Below are 21,700 nucleotides of genomic sequence, written 5' to 3'. Positions count from 1 at the left end.
AGAATAAAAAATGGATGTAAAATCACAAGTAATTGAAATTATTGACGAATTGTTTATGGAAGATGTCTCAGACATGATGGATGAGGATCTCTTTGATGCGGGTGTTCTTGATAGTATGGGAACAGTCGAATTGATTGTGGAATTGGAAAGTCGCTTTGGCATCCGTGTTCCTGTATCAGAATTTGGACGCGATGATTGGAACACTGCCAACAAGATCGTAGAAGGTGTAACGGAGCTTCAGAATGCTTAAGCGTTTATGGCTGATTTTAGGGCCCGTATTTTGCGCGCTCCTCATGGTAGCAGCTTTATTATTCTTTTATCCAATCAATCATAAGCACAACTATACTGAAGAGAAAAAAGCTGCGGTTAGTCTGAATGCAGAAGGCTTCAAGAGTCGTACAAAGAAGCAAGAAGCACTTTCGGATCCACAGCATCGCTTTGTTCCTTATTTCGGCTCAAGTGAATGGTTGCGTTTTGATGTGGTGCATCCAGCAGTTTTGGCTGAAAAATATGACCGCAATTACAGACCCTACTTTTTAGGAGAACGTGGTGCGGCTTCTTTGAACCAGTATTTTGGAATGCAACAGATTTTGCCAGAACTCAAGGACAATACAGCTGTTTATGTGGTTTCTCCGCAATGGTTTACCAAAAAGGGATACGATTCCTCTGCCTTTCAACAATTCTTTAATAGCGATCAGTTGAATAGCTTTATTGCCAATCACCAACAGGATGCTGCATCCCAGTATGCTGCAAAGCGTCTGTTACAACAGTATCCAAATGTCGCCTTTCAAAGTGTTGTAACAAAAATTTCTCAAGGAAAGAAAATTTCCAGATTTGATCAGTCTTTGAACCAGTTTGTTTCCCACCTTGTCCAGCGCGAAGATGCTTTGTTTAGTAATCTTGCAACGCGTACAAACGGGAATTACGATAAGAAGGTCAAAAAACGTCTACAAGATTTACCAGATCAATTCTCATATGAGAAATTGGAAGAAATTGCAACGGCTGAAGCAAAAGTCAAAACCAATAACAACGACCTTGGAATCAGCAATCATTTTTACAATACTCGTTTAAAAATGAAGTTGAAGAAACTAAAAGGTTTCCAAAAAAACGAATCCTATGTTCAATCTCCTGAGTACAATGACTTGCAGTTGGTTCTAGACCAGTTTGCTAAATCTCGGACCAATGTTATCTTTGTCATTCCTCCAGTTAATGCCAAATGGATGAAATACACAGGCTTGAGCCAAGAAAAGTATGAACAGGCTGTTCAAAAGATTCGTTACCAATTGGAAAGTCAAGGATTCACCAATATTGCAGACTTTTCTAAAGATGGTGATCAGCCTTACTTTATGGAAGATACGATTCATATGGGATGGAATGGTTGGCTAGCCTTTGATAAAGCGGTCAATCCCTTTGTCACAAAGGCTGAAAAAGCACCAACTTACCATCTAAATGATCGCTTCTTCAGCAAAGACTGGGCCCAATATAAAGGGACACCAGACGAATTTAAATAATGCTTGATCAAAGGGGGCAGGATCAAATCCTGGCTCCTTGATTTGTGAGGAAAGTGACGAGAAAGTCACAAATAAGCAAGAGAGTTATCCACAGGCTGTGGGAAACTTGCTTGTAAATGGATGAAAGCAAGTCCTGATGCTTCTGACGCTTCCTCTTTTGAGGGGGCAAAAAGTGAAAGTTATCCACATTTTTGTGGATAAGTGATAAAAAACAGTGGATAAGTCAGCTGGTTTGTGAAAAGGAGAATAGTGTGAAAAAAATTTGGTTTTACGCAATCGTTCAGGGAATTGTGATCTTTTTTATTGTGGGTGGCATGACCTATGTGCTTAGGGGAGATTTCTTTTTCCGCTACCTATCCCCTATTTTTGGACTAGCAGCAGCTGTCTTGCGATTTGGGACGGCGACTTTAATGAAGGTGCTAGCACCCACTCTCTACGATGATCCCAAAAAGAAAGAAGAGAGCCACGATAATTAAAGAAGTTGGTGACTGAAAAAGTTGAGCTAAAGGCCACTTTCTGCTGGTCTTTATGGTAAAATAGAAGGAAGAATATTAGTTTGGAGATTAATTAGAAATGAAACGTTCAATGTATGCTGGACGTGTTCGTGAAGAACACATTGGAACTCGTATTACCTTGAAAGGATGGGTTAGCCGTCGTCGTGACTTGGGTGGTTTGATCTTTATCGATCTACGCGACCGCGAAGGGATCATGCAATTGGTGATCAATCCAGAAACAGTTAGTACAGAAGTGATGGCTACAGCCGAAAGCATCCGTAGTGAATATGTTGTAGAAGTGACAGGTCTTGTAGAAGCTCGTGAACAAGCTAATCCAAACTTGCCTACAGGAGCAGTAGAACTCAAGGTAGAAACTATTACGGTTCTCAATACCGCAAAAACAACACCATTTGAAATCAAGGACGGTATTGAAGCCAATGATGATACTCGTCTTCGTTACCGCTACTTAGACCTTCGTCGTCCTGAGATGTTGGAAAACCTCAAACTTCGTGCAAAAGTAACCCATTCAATCCGCAATTACTTGGATGAATTAGAATTTATTGATGTGGAAACACCGTTTCTTTCTAAGTCAACTCCAGAAGGAGCGCGTGACTATTTGGTTCCTTCCCGTGTCAATAAGGGGCATTTCTATGCCCTTCCACAAAGTCCTCAGATTACAAAACAATTGTTGATGAATGCTGGATTTGACCGCTATTATCAAATCGTGAAGTGTTTCCGGGATGAGGATTTACGGGGAGACCGTCAACCTGAATTTACACAGGTCGACTTGGAAACCTCTTTCTTGAGTGATCAAGAAATCCAAGATATCACAGAAGGCTTGATTGCACGTGTCATGAAAGAAACCAAGGGAATTGAGGTAACACTCCCATTCCCACGGATGAATTATGATGATGCCATGGCCTTGTATGGTTCAGATAAACCAGATACACGTTTTGAAATGTTGCTTCAAGACTTGACAGAGCTTGTCAAGGGTGTAGACTTCAAAGTCTTTTCAGAAGCTCCAGCAGTTAAGGCGATCGTTGTCAAAGGTGCAGCGGATCATTACTCTCGTAAAGACATCGATAAATTGACAGAAGTTGCGAAGCAATACGGTGCAAAAGGTCTTGCTTGGGTGAAATATGCTGAGGGTACTTTGAACGGTCCTGTTGCGAAGTTCTTGACAGACTTGACAAGTGACTTGACAGCTGCTTTACAGTTAGAAGACAAAGATCTAGTTCTCTTTGTAGCAGATACTCTTGAAGTAGCCAATGCCACGCTTGGTGCTTTGCGTGTTCGTCTTGCGAAAGAGCTTGACTTGATTGACAACAATCAATACAACTTCCTTTGGGTAGTGGATTGGCCAATGTTTGAATGGTCTGAAGAAGAAGGCCGTTATATGTCTGCTCACCATCCATTTACACTCCCACAAGCTGAAACAGAGCATGAATTGGAAGGAGATCTTTCAAAAGTTCGAGCAATTGCCTATGATATCGTCTTAAATGGCTATGAATTAGGTGGAGGAAGCCTACGGATTAATCATAAAGATTTACAAGAACGGATGTTTAAGGCACTTGGATTTACAAAAGAAGCTGCCAATGAACAATTTGGTTTCTTGTTGGAAGCAATGGATTATGGTTTCCCACCACATGGAGGATTGGCGATTGGTTTGGACCGCTTCGTGATGCTTCTTGCAGGTGAAGATAATATTCGGGAAGTCATTGCCTTTCCTAAGAATAACAAGGCGACAGATCCAATGACACAAGCTCCTTCTGTCGTTTCTAAAAAGCAATTGGATGAGTTAAATCTTCAAGTAGAAGTAGCAGAGCAAGAATAGGACAAGAGAGAAAAGGGAGAGTCTAGGAATCAGTTGCTCTAAGATTTTCCTTTTCTTCTAATCGATGGATTGAAAATGAAAAAAATTCGCTTTCATAAGCTATTTCGCTATCATGTGCGGCGACTAGCTTATAACATTAAATTATTGCGCGTGCTGAAGAGCATCTCCCGTGAGAAATACGATGAAAAAGTGTCAGCTTCCTTGCTGTATGGTTTTCTATCAGCGATTGCCGTCAACTTCTTCTTTCAACCAGGACATGTATACTCCAGCGGTGCAACAGGTCTAGCTCAGATTTTATCTGTTCTGAGCCAACGCTTTATTGGCTTTACGATTCCCGTTTCCTTAACCTTTTATGCCATCAATATCCCTTTGATGATTGTGGCTTGGTATCAAATTGGCCATAAATTTACCATCTTTACCTTTATTACGGTTTCGATGAGTTCCCTCTTTATTCAGTTCGTGCCAGTGATTACGTTGACCAACGATCCGATCATGAATGCTCTATTTGGTGGGGTTGTCATGGGAACAGGGATTGGTTTTGCTCTTCGGAACAACATTTCCAGTGGAGGAACGGATATTGTTAGTTTGACGATTCGAAAACGGACAGGAAAGAATGTCGGCAGTATCTCCTTTTTGGTCAATGGGACCATCATGTTGATTGCTGGTCTGACCTTTGGTTGGAAGTATGCTCTTTACTCTATGATTACCATCTTCGTATCGAGTCGAGTAACGGATGCTGTCTTTACCAAGCAAAAACGGATGCAGGCAATGATCGTAACGAGCCAGCCGGATGCCATTATTGAAAAGATTCATAAAAAATTGCATCGTGGAGCAACCATTATCCACAATGCAGAAGGAACCTATAACCATCAGGAAAAAGCGGTTCTGCTGACAGTTATTACGCGTGCAGAGTTTAATGAATTCAAATATATAATGAAAAAAGCTGATCCTCAGGCTTTTATCACCATTTCAGAAAACGTTCATATCATCGGACGCTTTGTAGAAACAGAAGAATAAAAATAAGGTCACCACAATGTGGTGACCTTTATTTTGTTGATTCAGTTTCGTGGAGAAGGAGCCAACTATGAGCAAGAATAGAAAGTTCCTTTCCTTTAGGAATAGGCGCTTGGAGGTTGGCATGAGGATAGGCAAATAGCAGCTGACTATCGCTCGGATGCTGATAGGTCTGTTCTTGATCACCGAAATTGACAAGAATCGTTATTTTTTCACGATCTTTCTCAATCGTGTAGATCAAATGATGATCAGATAACCATTTGACATCACAGTAGTCGCGAATCTCTTGCCCTTTTTTCAAACGAAGGAGTGGCTGTGATTTCCGATAAGCAATCAATTCTTCAAGAAAAGCAATTTCTTCTTGGCATTTTGAAAGGGATGACCAGTCCAATTGGTTGAGACTATCTGGCAAGTTATAGGTGTTGTCTTCGAGCCCTTTTGTGCGATAAAATTCTTGACCAGCATGGATAAACGGCACTCCTTGAGCTAGTAACACTAAATGAAGAGCTAATCGTGAGAGAGCTTTTCGATCTTCTAGACGAATCCCTTCCTTTTCAAGTTGGAAATAATCAAAAACAGTTGCATTGTCATGGCATTCGACGTACTGAATGGCTTGTTGAGGTTGGGTGAAATGAGCAGGCCCTAGCTTCCCGACATTCGCCGTTAGAATATTCGCAAAATCATTTGCGGGATGTTGACTCTCACGACGGTGACCGGCTACAAGTGTTCTCTTGATCGTATCCCGGAAGTTATCACTGAAAAAGCCAAAGGCTGGTAATCGTTTCGCGTTATACTGGTGAGCGAGCTGATCTTCAGAGAGGCCGGTATCCATCTTCCACCCTTCCCCATAGAGATAGATGTTAGGATAGATTTCACGGAGTTCTTCTGCAATCTCTGTCATGGTTTGAATGTCTAGGATTCCCATCAAGTCAAAGCGAAAACCATCAAAGCCGTAGAGGGAAACCCATTGTTTGAGAGATTGCTTGATATAGTGTCTCACCATGGAGCGTTCACTTGCGACATCATTCCCACAGAAGGTTCCATTGGTCCGCCCTCCTTCTGCATTATAGCGGTAGAAATAACCGGGTACGATTTGTTCAAATGCATACTCATCGGCCTGGTAGACGTGATTGTAGACCACATCCATGATAACACTAAGATTAGATTGGTGATAGGTTGCAATAGCATCTTGGAGTTCCCAAATCCGTGCATAAGGATCGTTGGGGTCACTGGCATAACTACCTTCTGGAACATTGTATTGGACAGGATCATAACCCCAGTTGTAGGCTTTCCATTGATTCTCTTCATCAACACTACCGAAATCATAGACAGGAAGTAACTGTACATGGGTAATGCCAAGTTTTTGAAGGTAATCAAATCCAAGGATCTGACCATTGAGTTGAGGCGATTCTGTCAACCCTTTAAACTTACCAGGGTGTTTAAAGCCGGCCTCTTTTTGGACAGAGAAGTCCCGAACGCTCATCTCGTAGATGATTGCTTCTGTCGGGTCTAATTGACGAGCAGCACGTGTGATAGGACGTGTAATCTTCTTCCGGTCGATGACCAAGCTGTCTCCAGAGTTGGCCAAAGAGGATAGAGCATAGGGATCGTGAATCCGACGTTCTAGGCCATTGACACGAAATTCATAGTGGTAGGCAGCTCCTTCCCAATCCCCTTTGAGCACGAGTTTCCAGACACCGTTTTCTGTACGTGTCATCGGATAGATCTGATCTTCGATATGGAGACTCACATCTTGCGAAATCGGTGCCCAGAATTTAAATTGCGTCTGATGTGGTGTGTAGAAACTTCCTAGATCCTCTCCACTATAGGTGAAGGTTTGATCAAAAATGGGTTTGCGAACGATGTTTCGATAGTGGAGTATAGAAGAATTTCCAGTAGCATCGTAGATGGTGTACTCTTCTCCGAGTTCAAGTGGAATAGGGCTTAAGAAATAGTCTCCTGTGTCAGTCGCTGCACTTGACGTTTTGACAGGGATTAAGGCAAGATGACCTTGGTTCGTTTTCAAATAAAAAGGAAGGATATGCTCCTCTCCCTTTTGGATACGAATGAGGTCTTGGTCATCTAAATAAGCAGTAAATGTAGACATAAAGACTCCTAAAGTTTCGTAATGGTATGGTCAATCAATTGACGGTAGCAGACGGTTTTTCCTTCTTTGTGATCTTTGATGATTTGAAGGATGGTCCGGACAGATTCACGCCCGAGTTCCACCGCATTGATGTCAATATAGGCTTCAATATCGAGTCGTGGCTTGATCGAATCAAAGGAAATAATCGGGATTGTCAGCTGGTGTTCTAATAGGTATTGGCGCACCCCTTCAGCAACGAGAATATCGGTCGTCATAATCGCATCTAGTTCTGTTAATGGTAGACTCTCCATCATTTGATAAGAATTATCTTCTAACATAAACCCAAATGAAAAATGAACGAGTTTTTCATCGAGAGGAATCCCTGCTTTTTGGAGGGCTTCTTTATAACCTTGGTAGCGGTCTTGAGACACAAACAGCTCTTTGTTTCCCCCGATAAAAGCAATTTTTCGGTAGTTTTGTTGAATAAAATAATCTGTTGCATCAAATGCAGCCTCGATATTGTCATTATCGACTAGCGAAACAAAAGGAGAGACCGCCTTTCCAAGGATGAGGAAGGGAAACTTGTCCTTCAGTGCAAATTCAACGAGGGGGTCGTTCGGGTTGGAATAAAGGAAGATTAAACCATCCACACGGTTTCCGTAGATGAGTTGCTTGAGGTTGTCGAGCTGCCGTTCTTCGTTTTGACCTGTACAGATTTGGATGGCATAGTCATTGTCTGAAGCAATCTGGGTAATTCCTCGTAAAACAGTTGGGAAGAAAGGATTCTGGTAGAAGACGTCACTGTCGATTGGTAGGACCAAAGCAATGACTTGACTAGATTGGCTGACAAGGCTGCGAGCATTAAGATTGGGATGGTAGTCCAATTCGACCATGGCCTCACGGACACGTTTTTTTGTTTCATCACTAATCGTGGATTTGTTTTGGATGACGCGAGTGACAGTAGAAGGCGCGACGCCAGCGAGTTTCGCAACATCTTTGATGGTAACACGCATGAGAAAACCTCCTAGCGGTGATAGTCTGGATCACGAAAGTGGGTCTTATAAAATACCATGGCAAGATAGAGTACAAATAAGACATTTTGGATCATGATCATCGTAGTAAATACTTGATGGAATAGTAAACTGATGAGGACACTTAGTAAAATAGGGAGCCCCAGGCAATTCAGAATACAATTGAAACATTCCTTGAAAGTTTGTAGTGAAAAGAGTCGAGATTTTCGTGTCAAGTAGAGGAAGAAAGATGCCCCTACGATGAGAATCAAATAATTGACTGTCGATAAGAAGCCGGAGAAAATCACGAGAAAGAGACTGACAGGGAGTCGATTTTCACGGAACCAATCGCTAGAGATAGCTTGAGTGAAGCTTTTTTTATCCCGGAGGCTCTCCTGATTGATAGCCTGGTATGAGACGGTAGCGAGTTCTTTATTTTCTTTTGAGATAATCAATTGTTTGCGATCAAAATGGAGTGTTAACTCCTTGCCTTCACTAGCCTTTGCCTCTTGGCCTAAGATAACCTGTCCTTTTGAAGTCTTGTGTACAGGGTTAGTCCCTGTATAGGTGAGCTCTTGGTCTTTGATCACGAAGTGTTCTTGGATATCTTTCATAACGTCTGTTGATAAAGGATCAAACACATCGCTGACAAAGGTTGTCAAAGGATAGGTTTTGAGTTGAGCATTTTGCAGAGCCACAGGTAATAGTGTGATAGAGATTAGAAAGAAAGAAGTAAAAATCATTTGGAACCAGCTCAGTTTTTTGCGGTTTGCAAAAGAAGAGCGAAAATTGAAGATACTTGCGAAATAATTAAAAGGATAGGGCATAAGATGACCTTTCTAAACATAAGAGTATCAGAAATGCAAAGAGAAATCTCTTTGATTGATTTTATTCTTAACGAAGGGTAGTAAAGCATCCACCATACTACCCTTAACTTAAAAATAAAATGTGCTTGAAATAAGATTCTATTTTATCCTTTATCTCCACCAGCTGTCAAGCCTGAAACAAAGTTCTTTTGTAGGAAGAAGAATAAGATACAGATTGGAACCGCGATCAAAATAGCACCGGCTGCAAAGAAGGCGATTTTTTGATTTTTTTGGTCACTGATAAAGGTTTGAAGACCAACGGCTACCGTAAAGTTCACTTCGTCACGAAGCAAGAATTTAGACAAGATATAGTCTCCGAAAGGCCCCATGAAAGCCCAAAGTGCTTGAACGGCAATCATTGGACGAACAAGAGGAAGGACGATTTGCCAGAAGCGACGGAAGTGTCCAGCTCCATCCAATTTCGCAGATTCATCGAGGGAAATTGGAACAGTATCGAAGTATCCCTTCATCAACCAGGCATTCATTGGAATACCACCACCAACATAAAGGAAGATCAAGAACCAAGGTTGGTTCAAGGCATTCAGCATCAAAGCCATAACGAAGAAGGCTGTGAGGGCTGCCATGGTTGGGACCATTTGAATAATCAAGAAGAAGACCAAACTTTGTTTACGCGCCAAGAAATTGTAACGGCTGTATGCGTAACCTGCGAAGGTAACGATACTTGTTTGTACAATCATGGTGATAATGGCGATAACCAAGGTGTTCATATACCAAGTGCCATAATGAGTTTCAGAGAAAAGTTTTGAGAAGTTATCAAAACTAAGATTGCCACTAAAATCAAGTGTAAAGGCACTGACATTCCCTGATTTGAAGGCTGATAGAACCGTAATCAACAATGGATAAATGATAACGATTGAAAGAACCACCATGTACAGGTAAGTCAAGAAATGATTGAGGCGGCGTTTAAATTGAACTGAATTTTTCATTTTATACATCCTCCATATCAAATGCATGTAGTTTCTTGAAGGCAATCATAGAGATTGAGATCACAATCACAGAGATAATCAAGGTTACCGCTGCGGCCATTGAATATTGAGGAGAAGAATTGGTTGTCAACTTGTAGATCCATGAGATCAAGATATCTGTAGATCCGGCGTTTCCTCCGACAGAACCAGGTCCCCCATCGTTAAACAAGTAAATGATGGAGAAGTTATTAAAGTTGAAAGTATATTGACTGATCAAAGTTGGAGCTGCAACAGCCATAATCATTGGGAAAGTGATGCTGCGGAATTTTTGCCAACCGTTGGCACCATCAATATAAGCAGCTTCGTAAAGATCGTTTGGAATAGATTGAAGAATCCCTAAAGTCAAGACGTAAATGTAAGGGAAGCCGAGCCAACCTTGCATCATAATCAAAGCAATTTTTGTCCAAGTAGGATCTGTTTTCCAAGGAATCAAAATGCCATCTAAGAATGGGAAGATCTTCGCAAACAATGGGATAACTTGTGCATTGATGGCACCGACACTATCGTTAAACATATTTGAGAAAGTTAAGATAGTGATGAAGGCTGGAACAGCCCATGGGAGCAAGAAGATAACCCCAAAGATTCGTTTTCCTTTTACGAATGGTTGGTTTGCAACAATAGCGGTCAAGATACCGAGTACGATTTGAAGAGTAGAAGCTGCGAGTGCCCAAATCAAGGTCCAGCCAAGAACAGATGTAAAGGCTGAGCGGAAGGTGCTCAAGGTCCACATATTAGTGAAGTTTTGGAACCCGATCCAATCCAACAAGGTTGTTGGAGCGGTATGTTTGAAGTCGTAGTTGGTAAAGGCGATCATCAAAGTTACTAAAACTGGGAAGATAATCGCAAATGTCATAGCAATGTATGAAGGAATGATCAATAAATATGGGAAGCCATTTTCATAGATGGCTTGAACCATTTCTTTTCCAGTTTTTGGAACAGCAATGCCATTGTTGATACGTTTTGCAACGGTTCCAGCATCCTTAATATTTAAGGCATAAAATAGGAAGTAAACAATGGTAATGATCAAGTGGAAGGCGCCACGAATCAAGATAAAGAGAGAATTATCTTGTCCACGGACGGTTCCAAGTGTAACCAATTTCGCTAATTCTCCAGCTCCAATTCCTAGGAAATAGGCGAGAAAGAGAATGGTTACGGCAAGAAAAATATAGCCTTTGGTTTTTTGTTTGTTATAAATTTGCCCAAGACCCGGGATCAAAGAGAGCCACATAGCCTTTTTAGGGTTTTGTTCTGTAGTCATTCAAATCTCCTTATAATGTCCTTGCTAGAGAGCAAGAAGACAAGTCAGACAGTAAGTTGTGCTTGAAAATTGAACATAAGAGGTTGGGACTTTGTCTCCAACCTCTTACTCACACCTAAAAACTGTCTTATTTGCTACCGAATTTTTGTTCGATGGTTTCTTTAATCAATTTCACTGCATCGTCAGCAGATGCTTTTGCAGATTTTTTACCACTTACAGCATCGAAAAGCATAGTAGCAGCTGGATCCCAAACAGCACTCATTTCTGAGATATTTGGCATTGGTTGAGCATTCTTGAATTGATCAACAACGGCAGTTGTCAATTCATCGTTTTTGCTAACCGCATATTTACGAGCTTCTGTGTTGGCAGGAACTTCATTGGTCTTGTCAAACAAAGCTTTTTGTTGGTCAGTACTTGTCAAGAAGTCAATGAATTTTTGAGCGCCATCAAGGTTTTTCGCACCTGCAGGGATAACCCAAGCTTTACCACCACCAAAGGCAGAGTATTGTTTTCCGTTTGGAAGAGTTGGAATCGTTGCGACACCGTAGTTTACTTTAGCTTCTTTCAATGAAGCAGCTTTCCAAGGACCATCGATGATAGCAGCTGTTTTACCTTCTTGGAATTGTGTTTGGATGAAGTTAGCAGCAGCTTTTGTATCTTGCAAACCTTTTGGCCATTTAGCATACCAAGTTTTTGCATATTCGATACCATCGATAGAACCTTGGTTGTTCAATCCAATATCTTTAGGATCTGTACCGTCTTTACCAAACACATAACCGCCGTTACCTGAAAGTAAACCGTAAGTGTAGTAGAAGTTTGTCCAGTCAGCTAAGAAGGCAGTTGTTTTACCAGGTTCGCTAGCGAAGTCGTACTTGCTATCTTTTGCAAGATTTTCAAGATCACCAAATGTTTTTGGAGCTTCGCTTACAAGATCTTTGTTATAGTAGAGAACCAATGTTTCGATGACAGCAGGTGCACCGTAAACTTTACCACCGTTTGTTACAAGAGCTTCAGTTGTTTTATCTGTATGGCTATCTTTGTTTAATGTCACTTCAGCCAATTGACCATCGCTACCAAGACCACCTACACGGTCGTATGGTGCCATCATAACGTCTGGAGCTTTTTTAGATTGGTTATCAAGAGAAAGGTTATCCAATCCACCAAGAGCATCACCAGTCTTGATGTTAATTTTTACGCCATTTTCTTTTTCAAAAGCTTTTGCAGCTTCTTCAACATAAGATTTGTAGCCTTTGTCTACATAGACGTTGATTTCTTTACTTGCCTCAGAAGAACCTGATGAGTTATTGCTACAAGCAGCAAGTAAGAAGCCGGCAAAACCAACTGTACCAAGTACAGCAGCACTACGTAAAATTGTACGTTTCATGATTTATTCCTCCTAAAGAATAAAAAAAGATAATAATTAGAAACCGTTTTAGACAAACGTTTTCCTAAAACGACTTAAGTATATCACAAGGCGAAAACGTTTGCAAGTGATTTTGAGAAAATTTTTTAAAAATATTTTAATTCCGAACTTTCTTCTATAAAATACATTAAATTTGTTGACATTAGGCAAAGGAAAGAATACACTAGGGGGGTGAGGACATTCTGAAAAAAGTTAAAAAGTTTTTAAGAAACCCCTTGCAGAAAATATGGAAAAAGTTTATAATGACATGGTACGCAAACGTTTTCGCAAAAATTGCGTAAACTGAGTTGCGCCTGTTCGATTTTAACAAAGAGTAGAGCCGCTTGAGAGCTGGATACGACTCTGCAACGATACCCATACCGTGCACCGAATCGCAGGCTTCAAAGAAATAAAAAGAGGTGGTAACCCATGAAAAAACGTCAAAGTGGTGTTTTGATGCACATTTCTTCCCTTCCTGGACAATACGGAATCGGATCATTCGGACAATCAGCATATGATTTTGTTGATTTCCTCGTTCGGACCAAGCAACGTTACTGGCAAATCTTGCCGCTTGGTACAACCAGTTATGGAGATTCTCCATACCAATCTTTCTCAGCTTTTGCTGGGAACACTCATTTTATTGATTTCGATCTTTTGATCGAACAAGGTTTGTTGACAGAAGCAGACCTTAAAGGAGTGGACTTTGGTCAAGATCCTACTCAAGTGGATTATGCAAAGGTTTTCGAACAACGTCGTCCGCTACTTGAAAAAGCCGTTGCGAACTTCTTGAAATCAGGTGATCAAAAAGAATTCCAAGCCTTTTGCGAAGCCAATGCTTCTTGGTTGGAGCTCTTCGCAGAATACATGGCTATTAAAGAACACTTTGATTTGAAAGCTTGGACAGAGTGGCCAGATGCAGCTATTCGTGCGCGTGAGCCAAAAGCTTTGGCTAAATACCGTGAAGAATTGGCTGATCAATTGACTTACCATCGTGTAACTCAATTCTTCTTCTTCCAACAATGGTTGGCCTTGAAAGCTTATGCCAACGACCACCACATTGAAATTGTGGGAGATATGCCAATCTATGTAGCGGAAGATTCAAGTGACATGTGGGCTAATCCTCATCTCTTCAAAACAGATGAAAACGGAAAAGCAACTTGCATTGCAGGATGCCCGCCAGATGAGTTCTCAGCAACTGGTCAACTTTGGGGGAACCCAATCTATGACTGGGAAGCAATGGACAAAGATGGCTACCAATGGTGGATTGAACGCTTGCGTGAAAGCTTCAAGATCTATGACATCGTTCGGATCGACCACTTCCGTGGTTTCGAATCATACTGGGAAATCCCTGCTGGTTCTGAAACTGCAGCACCAGGTAAATGGGTCAAAGGTCCTGGCTACAAACTCTTTGCAGCCGTGAAGGAAGAACTCGGTGATTTGAACATCATCGCTGAGGACCTTGGCTTCATGACAGACGAAGTCATCGAACTTCGTGAACGCACTGGCTTCCCAGGAATGAAGATTCTTCAATTTGCCTTCAATCCTGACGATGAAAGTATCGATAGCCCTCACTTGGCACCAAACAACTCTGTGATGTACACTGGAACACATGATAACAACACAGTTCTTGGATGGTACCGCAATGAAATCGACGATCCAACTCGTGAGTATCTTGCTCGTTATACCAACCGGAAAGAGTACGAATCTGTACCGCATGCTATGCTTCGCACCGTCTTTGCTTCCGTCAGCTTCATGGCGATTGCTACGATGCAAGACTTGCTTGAGTTAGATGGCTCAGCTCGGATGAACTTCCCATCAACTCTTGGTGGTAACTGGTCATGGCGGATGACAGCGGATCAATTGACTCCAGCTGTTGAGCAAGAATTGCTTGATTTCACAACGATCTATCGTCGTGAAAACAAAGATTTGAAAAAAGAAGTTAAGAAAGCAGAAAAATAATCTTTCCCTATTAAAATTGTTGAAACAAAGGAGACTTTAAAACATGGAATCATTACAAAAATATGTGATTGATCATCATCAAAAAACAATTGCAGAATGTTCAAATGAAGAATTGTACATTGCTTTGCTTAATTACACCAAGCAAGCAAGTGCCCAAAAGAAAATCAATACTGGTAAGAAGAAAGTTTACTACATATCAGCTGAGTTCTTGATCGGTAAACTCTTGTCGAATAACTTGATCAACTTGGGTCTTTACGACGATGTCAAAAAAGAATTGTCAGATGCTGGTAAAGACTTGATCGAAGTCGAAGAAGTGGAATTGGAACCATCACTTGGTAACGGTGGTTTGGGACGTTTGGCAGCCTGCTTTATCGACTCTATCTCAAGCCTTGGTTTGACAGGGGATGGGGTTGGTTTGAACTACCACTTTGGTTTGTTCCAACAAGTCCTTAAAAACAACCAACAAGAAACGATTCCAAACGCATGGTTGACTGACCAAAGCTGGCTCGTTCGTTCAAGCCGTAGCTACCAAGTGCCATTTGCACACTTCACATTGACTTCTACCCTTTATGATATCGATGTCCCTGGTTACAAGATTGATACCAAGAACCGTTTGCGTTTGTTCGACTTGGATTCAGTTGATTCATCTATTATTGAAGATGGTATTAACTTTGACAAGACAGATATCGCTCGCAACTTGACCCTCTTCTTGTACCCAGATGATAGTAACCGTCAAGGGGAATTGCTCCGTATCTTCCAACAATACTTCATGGTATCAAACGGTGCACAATTGATCATCGACGAAGCCATCGAAAAAGGAAGCAACTTGCATGACCTTGCTGACTATGCTGTTGTCCAAATCAACGATACTCACCCCTCAATGGTCATCCCTGAATTGATCCGTCTTTTGACAGAACGTGGTATTGGAATGGATGAAGCCATCTCTATCGTTCGTAGCATGACGGCTTACACTAACCACACAATCCTTGCAGAAGCCCTTGAAAAATGGCCACTTGAATTCTTACAAGAAGTGGTTCCTCACTTAGTTCCAATCATTGAAGAATTGGACCGCCGTGTTCGCGCTGAATACAAAGATCCAGCTGTTCAAATCATCGATGAGAATGATCGCGTACACATGGCACACATGGATATCCACTATGGATTTAGCGTAAACGGGGTTGCTGCACTTCACACAGAAATCTTGAAGAATTCTGAGTTGAAAGCCTTCTACGATATTTACCCTGAAAAATTCAACAATAAAACAAACGGTATCACTTTCCGTCGTTGGCTCATGCATGCCAACCCAACCTTGTCACACTACTTGGATGATATCCTCGGACGTGACTGGCACCATGACGCATCTAAATTGGAAGACCTTCTTTCTTATGAAGATAAAGATGCCGTCAAAGCAAAATTGGAAAACATCAAGTCTCACAACAAACGCAAATTGGCTCGTTTCTTGAAAGACCATCAAGGTGTGGAAATCAATCCAAATTCTATCTTTGATACCCAAATCAAACGTCTTCACGAATACAAACGTCAACAAATGAACGCTTTGTATGTGATCCACAAATACTTGGACATTAAAGCTGGAAATATCCCTGCTCGTCCAATCACTGTTCTCTTTGGTGGTAAAGCAGCTCCTGCCTACACTATTGCACAAGATATCATCCACTTGATCCTTTGCTTGTCTGAAGTGATTGCAAACGATCCAGCAGTAGCTCCACACTTGCAAGTTGTTATGGTAGAAAACTACAACGTAACTGCTGCAAGCTACTTGATCCCAGCTAGCGATATTTCTGAGCAAATCTCTCTTGCTTCGAAAGAAGCTTCAGGTACTGGTAACATGAAATTCATGTTGAATGGTGCATTGACACTTGGTACGATGGATGGAGCTAACGTGGAAATCGCTGAATTGGTTGGACGTGACAACATCTATATCTTCGGTGAAGATTCAGAAATAGTTATCGATCTTTACGCTAAATCAGCATACAAATCAGCAGACTTCTATGAACGTGAAGCCATCAAACCATTGGTAGACTTCATCGTCAGCGATGCCGTTCTTGCTGTTGGGGACAAAGAACGCTTGACTCGTCTTCACAATGAATTGATCAACAAAGACTGGTTCATGACTCTTCTTGATTTGGAAGACTATATTGTAACAAAAGAACGCATGTTGGCTGACTACGAAGACCGTGATGCATGGTTGGATCAAGTCATCGTTAACATTGCGAAAGCAGGATTCTTCTCATCTGACCGTACGATCGCTCAGTACAACGAAGATATCTGGCACTTAAACTAATCACTAGTTATTAGACCAAGGTTCTTAGGACCTTGGTCTTTTTTTATAGAATTGGGGGAGGAAATTGGAAAGGACTAGAGATTGGGAGGAGCGTAGCTACAGATGGTGCATGAGTGTGGGAGGAGATTTTCTTTCAATTTGCCCTTGATTTTCATGTTTCTTTCTGAAATAAAGTGAAGGAGACATCGAAAAAGAAAAAACGATGTGCCCGTTTTTCGAAATAAAAGGGAATAACCGCCCCCAAAAAATAGCTCTAACTAAGGTCTAGGTAAGGGGTTTCAAGCAATGGCTGATTCCTTAAAATTTGTTGTTTTTTTGAATTTTACGGACCTAAAAAGGGAAAATGTTACATAATTTTTCATTTCAACCTTCAAATCTAATCTATTGGTATAAAAAAATACTTCCCCTAAAAAAGCCTTCCGGTGAAATTTACAAAAAGAGAAAGCGGCTTGAAAACCTTTGAAAATAAAGGTTTTTTCAAACCTGTTTACATATATTTTCAACCAAAAGATGAAGAAGAACTTGAAAGTTTGGCGTTTCAAGTTGTTATATCTTTAAAGTAAAATAAAAAATTAAATCAACAAATATTTTAAAATGGTTGATTGTGATACAATAGATTTAACTGAAAGTAGCATATTTTTGCCTCTACAGTGAGATTTTTTTAAACATAAAAAGGAGAGTTTTGAAAATGAAAAGCTATCGTGAACATGTTTCGAAGCAGGAAAAATTTTCAATTCGTAAGTTATCAGTCGGTGTTGTTTCATTAGCCATCGCTGGATTGGCTACTGTCAATACCTACGGAGCAGAAGTGAAAGCAGATGAGGCAACAGCGCCTGCAACTGAAGCGACTACTACGGATACAGCAACAAGCGATGCAGCTGTTGCAACAAGTTCTAAGTTGACATCTACAACTGTGGTAGAAGGAAATAAAACAGTTACAACGACTTATGTAGAATCACCAGAACTTGAAAAAGCAAAAGCTGATGCAGCTACAGAAGGTGTGACCGTTACAGAAGAAGCTGAAAAAGTCCAACCATCTATCGCAGTAGCAGAAGCAGATAATAAAGCCCAAACAGCTGAAATCAACACAGTCGTTGAAAACTACAAAAAGGCCAAAGCCGAGTATGAAGCAAAATCTCAAGAAATCACATTGATTGAAAAGAGAAATGCGGATGCGGAAGCAGATTACCAAAAGAAAACAGCAAAGTACAATCAGGAAAAGGCAGCTTATGATAAAGCTTTAGAAGAGTACAATACTAAAAAAGCAGCCTACGATGCCAAAGTAGCCGAAAAAGCAGCAGCCGATAAGGCCAATGCAGATGCCAAGGCTAAGTATGATGCAGAAATGGCTGTTTACAATACAGCTAAAGCGCAATATGACAAAGATTTACAAGAATACCAAACTAAGAAAGCGCAATACGATAAAGATAAAGCAGCTTATGATCAATTGGTAGCGAAGAAGGCAGAAGAAGATGCTGCTAAGGCTCAATACGAAGCTGATCTTGCAAAATACAATGTAGAAAAAGTACAGTACGAAAATGATTATATTGCTTATCAAAAGAAATTAGCTGAATACGAAGTTGCCAAAAAACAATATACGGACGCGAAACAAGCATACGACAAATATATGACAGACAATGCGTATGCTGACCTTAAAAATGTTTCAACTGTTCAAGATTTGACCTTCCAACGTGAAGGTGGTGCAACTCACACCATTGACGGCATCAGCACTTATCTTACTCGTGATGCTCAAGCTCGTTTAAATACAAGCAATGTCCATCAATATGATTCTAATAAATTGGAAGCTTCAGATATTGTAGCAACTAGTCCTTGGGCCAATAATGAAACTGAGTACATTCAAGTGAAAGAAGGCGATAAATTTGTCGTTACTTATGATAACTTGAATCAGTCCAGCATGCGTGAAAATACGGATATGCATCCAATCAAACGTGTGATTTACCGTTATGAGATTTTAAGTCTTCCATCAAATGATGGCAAAGGGATTGCAGCAGTCAACGCAGATCCAACGGTAACCATGACAGTCGGAGCTTCAACCGACCAAAACAAACCCGTTAAGGTTGCTGTCGATGTTGAATTCTATGATGGTGATGGCAATAAATTTGATTTGACTCAACGCAATGCCATTGTCGCTTTGAACTCGCTCAACCACTGGACAGGTGCTTCCTATGTCGATAGTGGAGACAAACCTCGTGCCCTTACAGTAGAAGCCAAAGATAAAAATGGCAACACTGTTCGTGGAACTTGGGATCCATATGCAGATGGTTCATCCATGAGCATTGAAAACAATGAAGTGAAGGTTAAAACAGGAAAAGCAGACTTTGGTACTGCAACTGTTTCCATTTCAGCAGACAACCCTCTCAAAATTGTGACTCAGAAATATGGTTATGTTAAAGATGACACAGGTAAATGGGTTCCTGGTACGACACCTGAGAAGGAAGAAGTAACGGATGCGTTAACTGTAAATGCTTCGGGTTCAGGAAGTGTTCATTCTATTGGTACAGAAGAATTTACCTTTGAAGGTAAGGATGATGTTATCGGATCATACAAAGTAGATGCAACTACAGGTCAAATTACGTTCACGCCTAAGAAGAAATTTGAAAACGTGGAACACCAAGAGTCTGTAAATGTTGGAAATAATAAATTTATTCCAATTCCAAACTCAAGTGTTTCTTATGATGCTGCTACTAAAGAAGTGACTTCCTTTAAAGATAACCAATATATTGAACATGGCTCTGTCTTTAACGGTGAATCTTCAACAACTCTTGAAGGTTGGGATAATCCATCTTCTCCATACCTCTATTATGGTGGAGCAGGCTTGAAGATGTCAGATGGACACTTAGTCTTTACGGCTAATGGTGCCAATGCGGCTGGTCAACCAACGGTTTATTGGTTTGCCATCAACTCAAATGTAGGTCTTCCTAAAGAGCCAGGAGAAAAACCGAAAGAGCCAACAAAACCAACAGAACCAAAGGCTCCAACTCCACCAACACCAACAGTTGTGGAAGTGCCAGCAGAGCCAAGTAAACCTGAAGAACCTAAATCACCAACTCCGCCAACAGCACCTAACTACACTGTGATTACGGTCGATGTGGAGGAACCAAAAGCTCCAACTCCACCAAAAGCTCCAACCCCACCAACTCCTGAAGTCGTTCCAAATACGAATCCGGTGAAACCGGAAGCTGAAGTGAAATGGCATAAGAATAAAGTGGTAACGGAAACAGATATTCCAACCCCACCAACACCAGTTCCTCCAACTCCACCAACTCCATACAACCCACCAACACCAATTGTTCCACCTACACCAATCGTTCCACCAACTCCAGAGGTTCCAACCGAACCAACTCCTGAAGTTCCGGAACAACCTGTACAGGCTGCGCAACCACAAACACCTGCGCTTCCAAATACAGGTACAGAAAGCTCAACTGCAGCTGTTCTTGCAGGTGCGATGGCTGGATTGCTTGGATTGGGTCTTGCACGCAAGAAAAAAGAAGATTAATTCTTGTTTCTTTCGTTCATTCATCTAAATAAAGAAAGTCAGAAGGCAAGTCCTTCTGGCTTTTTTGATGGAGTGATGACCAAATAGTTGAGAAATAGAACAGAATAGTTTTTGGATAAGGAGAGGAAATGGCTTTTATAGACCAAATCGTGTCGAAATGAAGCAGAATAGAAATGGATGACACAAGAAGAAGAGAATGAGGTATACTGGTGGTGTTCGAATGAAAGTTTATAGGACTCCGTTATATCTCTAATCATTCCAATGATACAGTTGCGATGGCTTTTCATCTTTTGCACACATTACTTTTCCAAATGAATTTCATTTGAACGTATCAGTGATCAGGCAAGTGCTTCCACGGTTTTGAGGCGCTTGCCTTTCTATCTGTATCGCGATATAATAGGGTGTAAGAAATGAAAAGGAGTTTGTATGAAAAAGAAACCTATCTATCTTTACATCCTGTTATTTTTCTCTACGGTTGGAACCCTAACATCAGCTGTCTCAACCTTTGGAGCTTCAAAGAGTTTTGAGTTGACAGATGATTTTGCGAAACAACTTGGTTTAACAACGGCTCAAGACAAGGCTGACTATGTGACATATTATGAGAAATCAGCCCAACTCAATCAGTCTCCATTAACCTTTTTATTTGTTTCCCTGATTCTGATTGCTTTACTGGCAACTTTCTATTTCCTCTTTATGAAGCAGGATCTGTTAATAGCACATTATACTTATATGGGGCAGATTTTGTTAAGTCAAGCCTTCTCTTGCTATAATTATTTTGCAGGGCGTCCACTATTAGCTAGTTTTTCAAACTCAGCGCTTCGCCAACGATATCTGGCATCTTCGTCCATTGCTTTGTTGCTCTTGACTGCTTTATCTCTTCTCTTCCTTGGAATTGTTTTGTATAAAACCTTGCGTTTGAGAAAAGCTCAAGCTAGGGCATAATAGATAAGTTTGAATGGAGCTCTCTTAGAGGATAAGAGAGCTTCTTGATTGGAGAAAAAAGATGAAAGTATCCTTTGTTTATATTAGTCTGAGTGGGAATACAGAGAGTTTTGTCCGCCGTTTAAGTGACTATTTGCTGGAGGCCCATCCCGGACTTGAAATCGAGAAAGTTCATGTGAAAGACCTAGTCAAAGAGGGCCAGCCCTTCTTTGAAATGACCAATCCTTTTATTACTTTTTTGCCAACCTATTTGGAGGGTGGAAATGGTGTTGACAATGGCGATGTGGAAATTTTGACGACAGATGTCGCAGATTTTATTGCTTACGGAGGCAACGCCAGCAAGTGCTTAGGAGTGGTTGGATCAGGCAATCGGAATTTTAACAATCAATATTGTTTAACCGCTAAGCAATACAGCCAACGCTTTGGTTTCCCTATGTTAGCCGATTTTGAAATGCGGGGGATGTTGGGAGATATTAAAAAAGTAGCCGCCATTGTAGAAGATTTGTATCATCTTTAAAA

17 protein-coding genes are annotated in these 21,700 nt (G+C 41.0%); 11 read left to right on the top strand and 6 right to left on the bottom strand.

The window, feature by feature from the left end:
• Positions 1-10: 10 nt before the first annotated feature.
• From dltC to NMM13_RS09300, 5 genes are all read left to right on the top strand, one after another.
• Positions 11-250 carry a D-alanine--poly(phosphoribitol) ligase subunit DltC gene (dltC, locus tag NMM13_RS09320; RefSeq protein ID WP_024055455.1) on the top strand — a complete coding sequence of 80 codons (240 nt, stop codon included), beginning with the start codon at positions 11-13 and terminating at the stop codon, positions 248-250.
• Positions 243-1,511 (top strand): D-alanyl-lipoteichoic acid biosynthesis protein DltD, encoded by a 1,269-nt coding sequence (dltD, locus tag NMM13_RS09315; RefSeq protein WP_049471789.1) that lies wholly within the window; start codon positions 243-245, stop codon positions 1,509-1,511. The genes dltC and dltD overlap by 8 nt, the downstream gene beginning before the upstream one ends.
• A gap of 251 nt (positions 1,512-1,762) precedes the next feature.
• Entirely contained in the window at positions 1,763-1,987 is a 225-nt protein-coding gene (locus NMM13_RS09310; protein ID WP_021154124.1) for a hypothetical protein, read from the top strand.
• Between the two features lie 97 nt (positions 1,988-2,084).
• The gene (gene aspS, locus NMM13_RS09305; protein ID WP_254728682.1) at positions 2,085-3,839 is read left to right on the top strand and encodes an aspartate--tRNA ligase; all 1,755 of its coding nucleotides are present in this window, start codon (positions 2,085-2,087) and stop codon (positions 3,837-3,839) included.
• Positions 3,840-3,914: 75 nt separating this feature from the next.
• On the top strand, positions 3,915-4,856 hold the full coding sequence (locus NMM13_RS09300) for a YitT family protein (RefSeq protein ID WP_003009152.1): 942 nt from the start codon (positions 3,915-3,917) through the stop codon (positions 4,854-4,856).
• Positions 4,857-4,884: 28 nt separating this feature from the next.
• Here NMM13_RS09300 and pulA read toward each other — a convergent pair whose 3' ends face one another.
• The 6 genes from pulA to NMM13_RS09270 form a co-directional block, all read right to left on the bottom strand.
• Entirely contained in the window at positions 4,885-6,960 is a 2,076-nt protein-coding gene (gene pulA / locus NMM13_RS09295) for a type I pullulanase (protein WP_254728680.1), read from the bottom strand.
• 8 nt (positions 6,961-6,968) lie between these two features.
• Positions 6,969-7,952 (bottom strand): LacI family DNA-binding transcriptional regulator, encoded by a 984-nt coding sequence (locus NMM13_RS09290; RefSeq protein ID WP_254728678.1) that lies wholly within the window; start codon positions 7,950-7,952, stop codon positions 6,969-6,971.
• An 11-nt stretch (positions 7,953-7,963) separates the two neighbouring features.
• Positions 7,964-8,776, bottom strand: a complete 813-nt coding sequence (locus tag NMM13_RS09285) for a DUF1189 family protein (protein ID WP_254728676.1) — start codon at positions 8,774-8,776, stop codon at positions 7,964-7,966.
• A 143-nt stretch (positions 8,777-8,919) separates the two neighbouring features.
• A complete protein-coding gene (locus NMM13_RS09280; RefSeq protein ID WP_254728674.1) occupies positions 8,920-9,762 on the bottom strand; it encodes a sugar ABC transporter permease in 843 nt (280 codons plus the stop codon).
• A 1-nt stretch (position 9,763) separates the two neighbouring features.
• A complete protein-coding gene (locus tag NMM13_RS09275; RefSeq protein WP_049495699.1) occupies positions 9,764-11,059 on the bottom strand; it encodes a sugar ABC transporter permease in 1,296 nt (431 codons plus the stop codon).
• Positions 11,060-11,186: 127 nt separating this feature from the next.
• Complete coding sequence (locus NMM13_RS09270; RefSeq protein ID WP_023919928.1) at positions 11,187-12,443, bottom strand: extracellular solute-binding protein; 1,257 nt, start codon at positions 12,441-12,443, stop codon at positions 11,187-11,189.
• Between the two features lie 447 nt (positions 12,444-12,890).
• Between NMM13_RS09270 and malQ the strand changes: the two genes are divergently transcribed.
• From malQ to nrdI, 6 genes are all read left to right on the top strand, one after another.
• Positions 12,891-14,420: a 4-alpha-glucanotransferase gene (malQ, locus tag NMM13_RS09265; protein ID WP_254728672.1), complete on the top strand. Its 1,530-nt coding sequence runs from the start codon at positions 12,891-12,893 to the stop codon at positions 14,418-14,420.
• Between the two features lie 43 nt (positions 14,421-14,463).
• Positions 14,464-16,722: a glycogen/starch/alpha-glucan family phosphorylase gene (gene glgP / locus NMM13_RS09260; RefSeq protein WP_254728670.1), complete on the top strand. Its 2,259-nt coding sequence runs from the start codon at positions 14,464-14,466 to the stop codon at positions 16,720-16,722.
• A 422-nt stretch (positions 16,723-17,144) separates the two neighbouring features.
• A complete protein-coding gene (locus tag NMM13_RS09255) occupies positions 17,145-17,285 on the top strand; it encodes a hypothetical protein (RefSeq protein WP_254728668.1) in 141 nt (46 codons plus the stop codon).
• A gap of 125 nt (positions 17,286-17,410) precedes the next feature.
• The gene (locus tag NMM13_RS09250; RefSeq protein ID WP_254728666.1) at positions 17,411-20,239 is read left to right on the top strand and encodes a GbpC/Spa domain-containing protein; all 2,829 of its coding nucleotides are present in this window, start codon (positions 17,411-17,413) and stop codon (positions 20,237-20,239) included.
• A gap of 426 nt (positions 20,240-20,665) precedes the next feature.
• Complete coding sequence (locus NMM13_RS09245) at positions 20,666-21,181, top strand: hypothetical protein (protein WP_254728664.1); 516 nt, start codon at positions 20,666-20,668, stop codon at positions 21,179-21,181.
• Between the two features lie 61 nt (positions 21,182-21,242).
• The gene (nrdI, locus tag NMM13_RS09240; protein WP_155125189.1) at positions 21,243-21,698 is read left to right on the top strand and encodes a class Ib ribonucleoside-diphosphate reductase assembly flavoprotein NrdI; all 456 of its coding nucleotides are present in this window, start codon (positions 21,243-21,245) and stop codon (positions 21,696-21,698) included.
• The last annotated feature ends 2 nt before the right edge of the window (positions 21,699-21,700 follow it).

Origin of the sequence: Streptococcus sp. CF8_St5-11, from assembly GCF_024295625.1 — a bacterium.
In the GTDB taxonomy this organism is placed as follows: domain Bacteria; phylum Bacillota; class Bacilli; order Lactobacillales; family Streptococcaceae; genus Streptococcus.
This window is presented reverse-complemented; position numbering and strand designations above follow the sequence as displayed.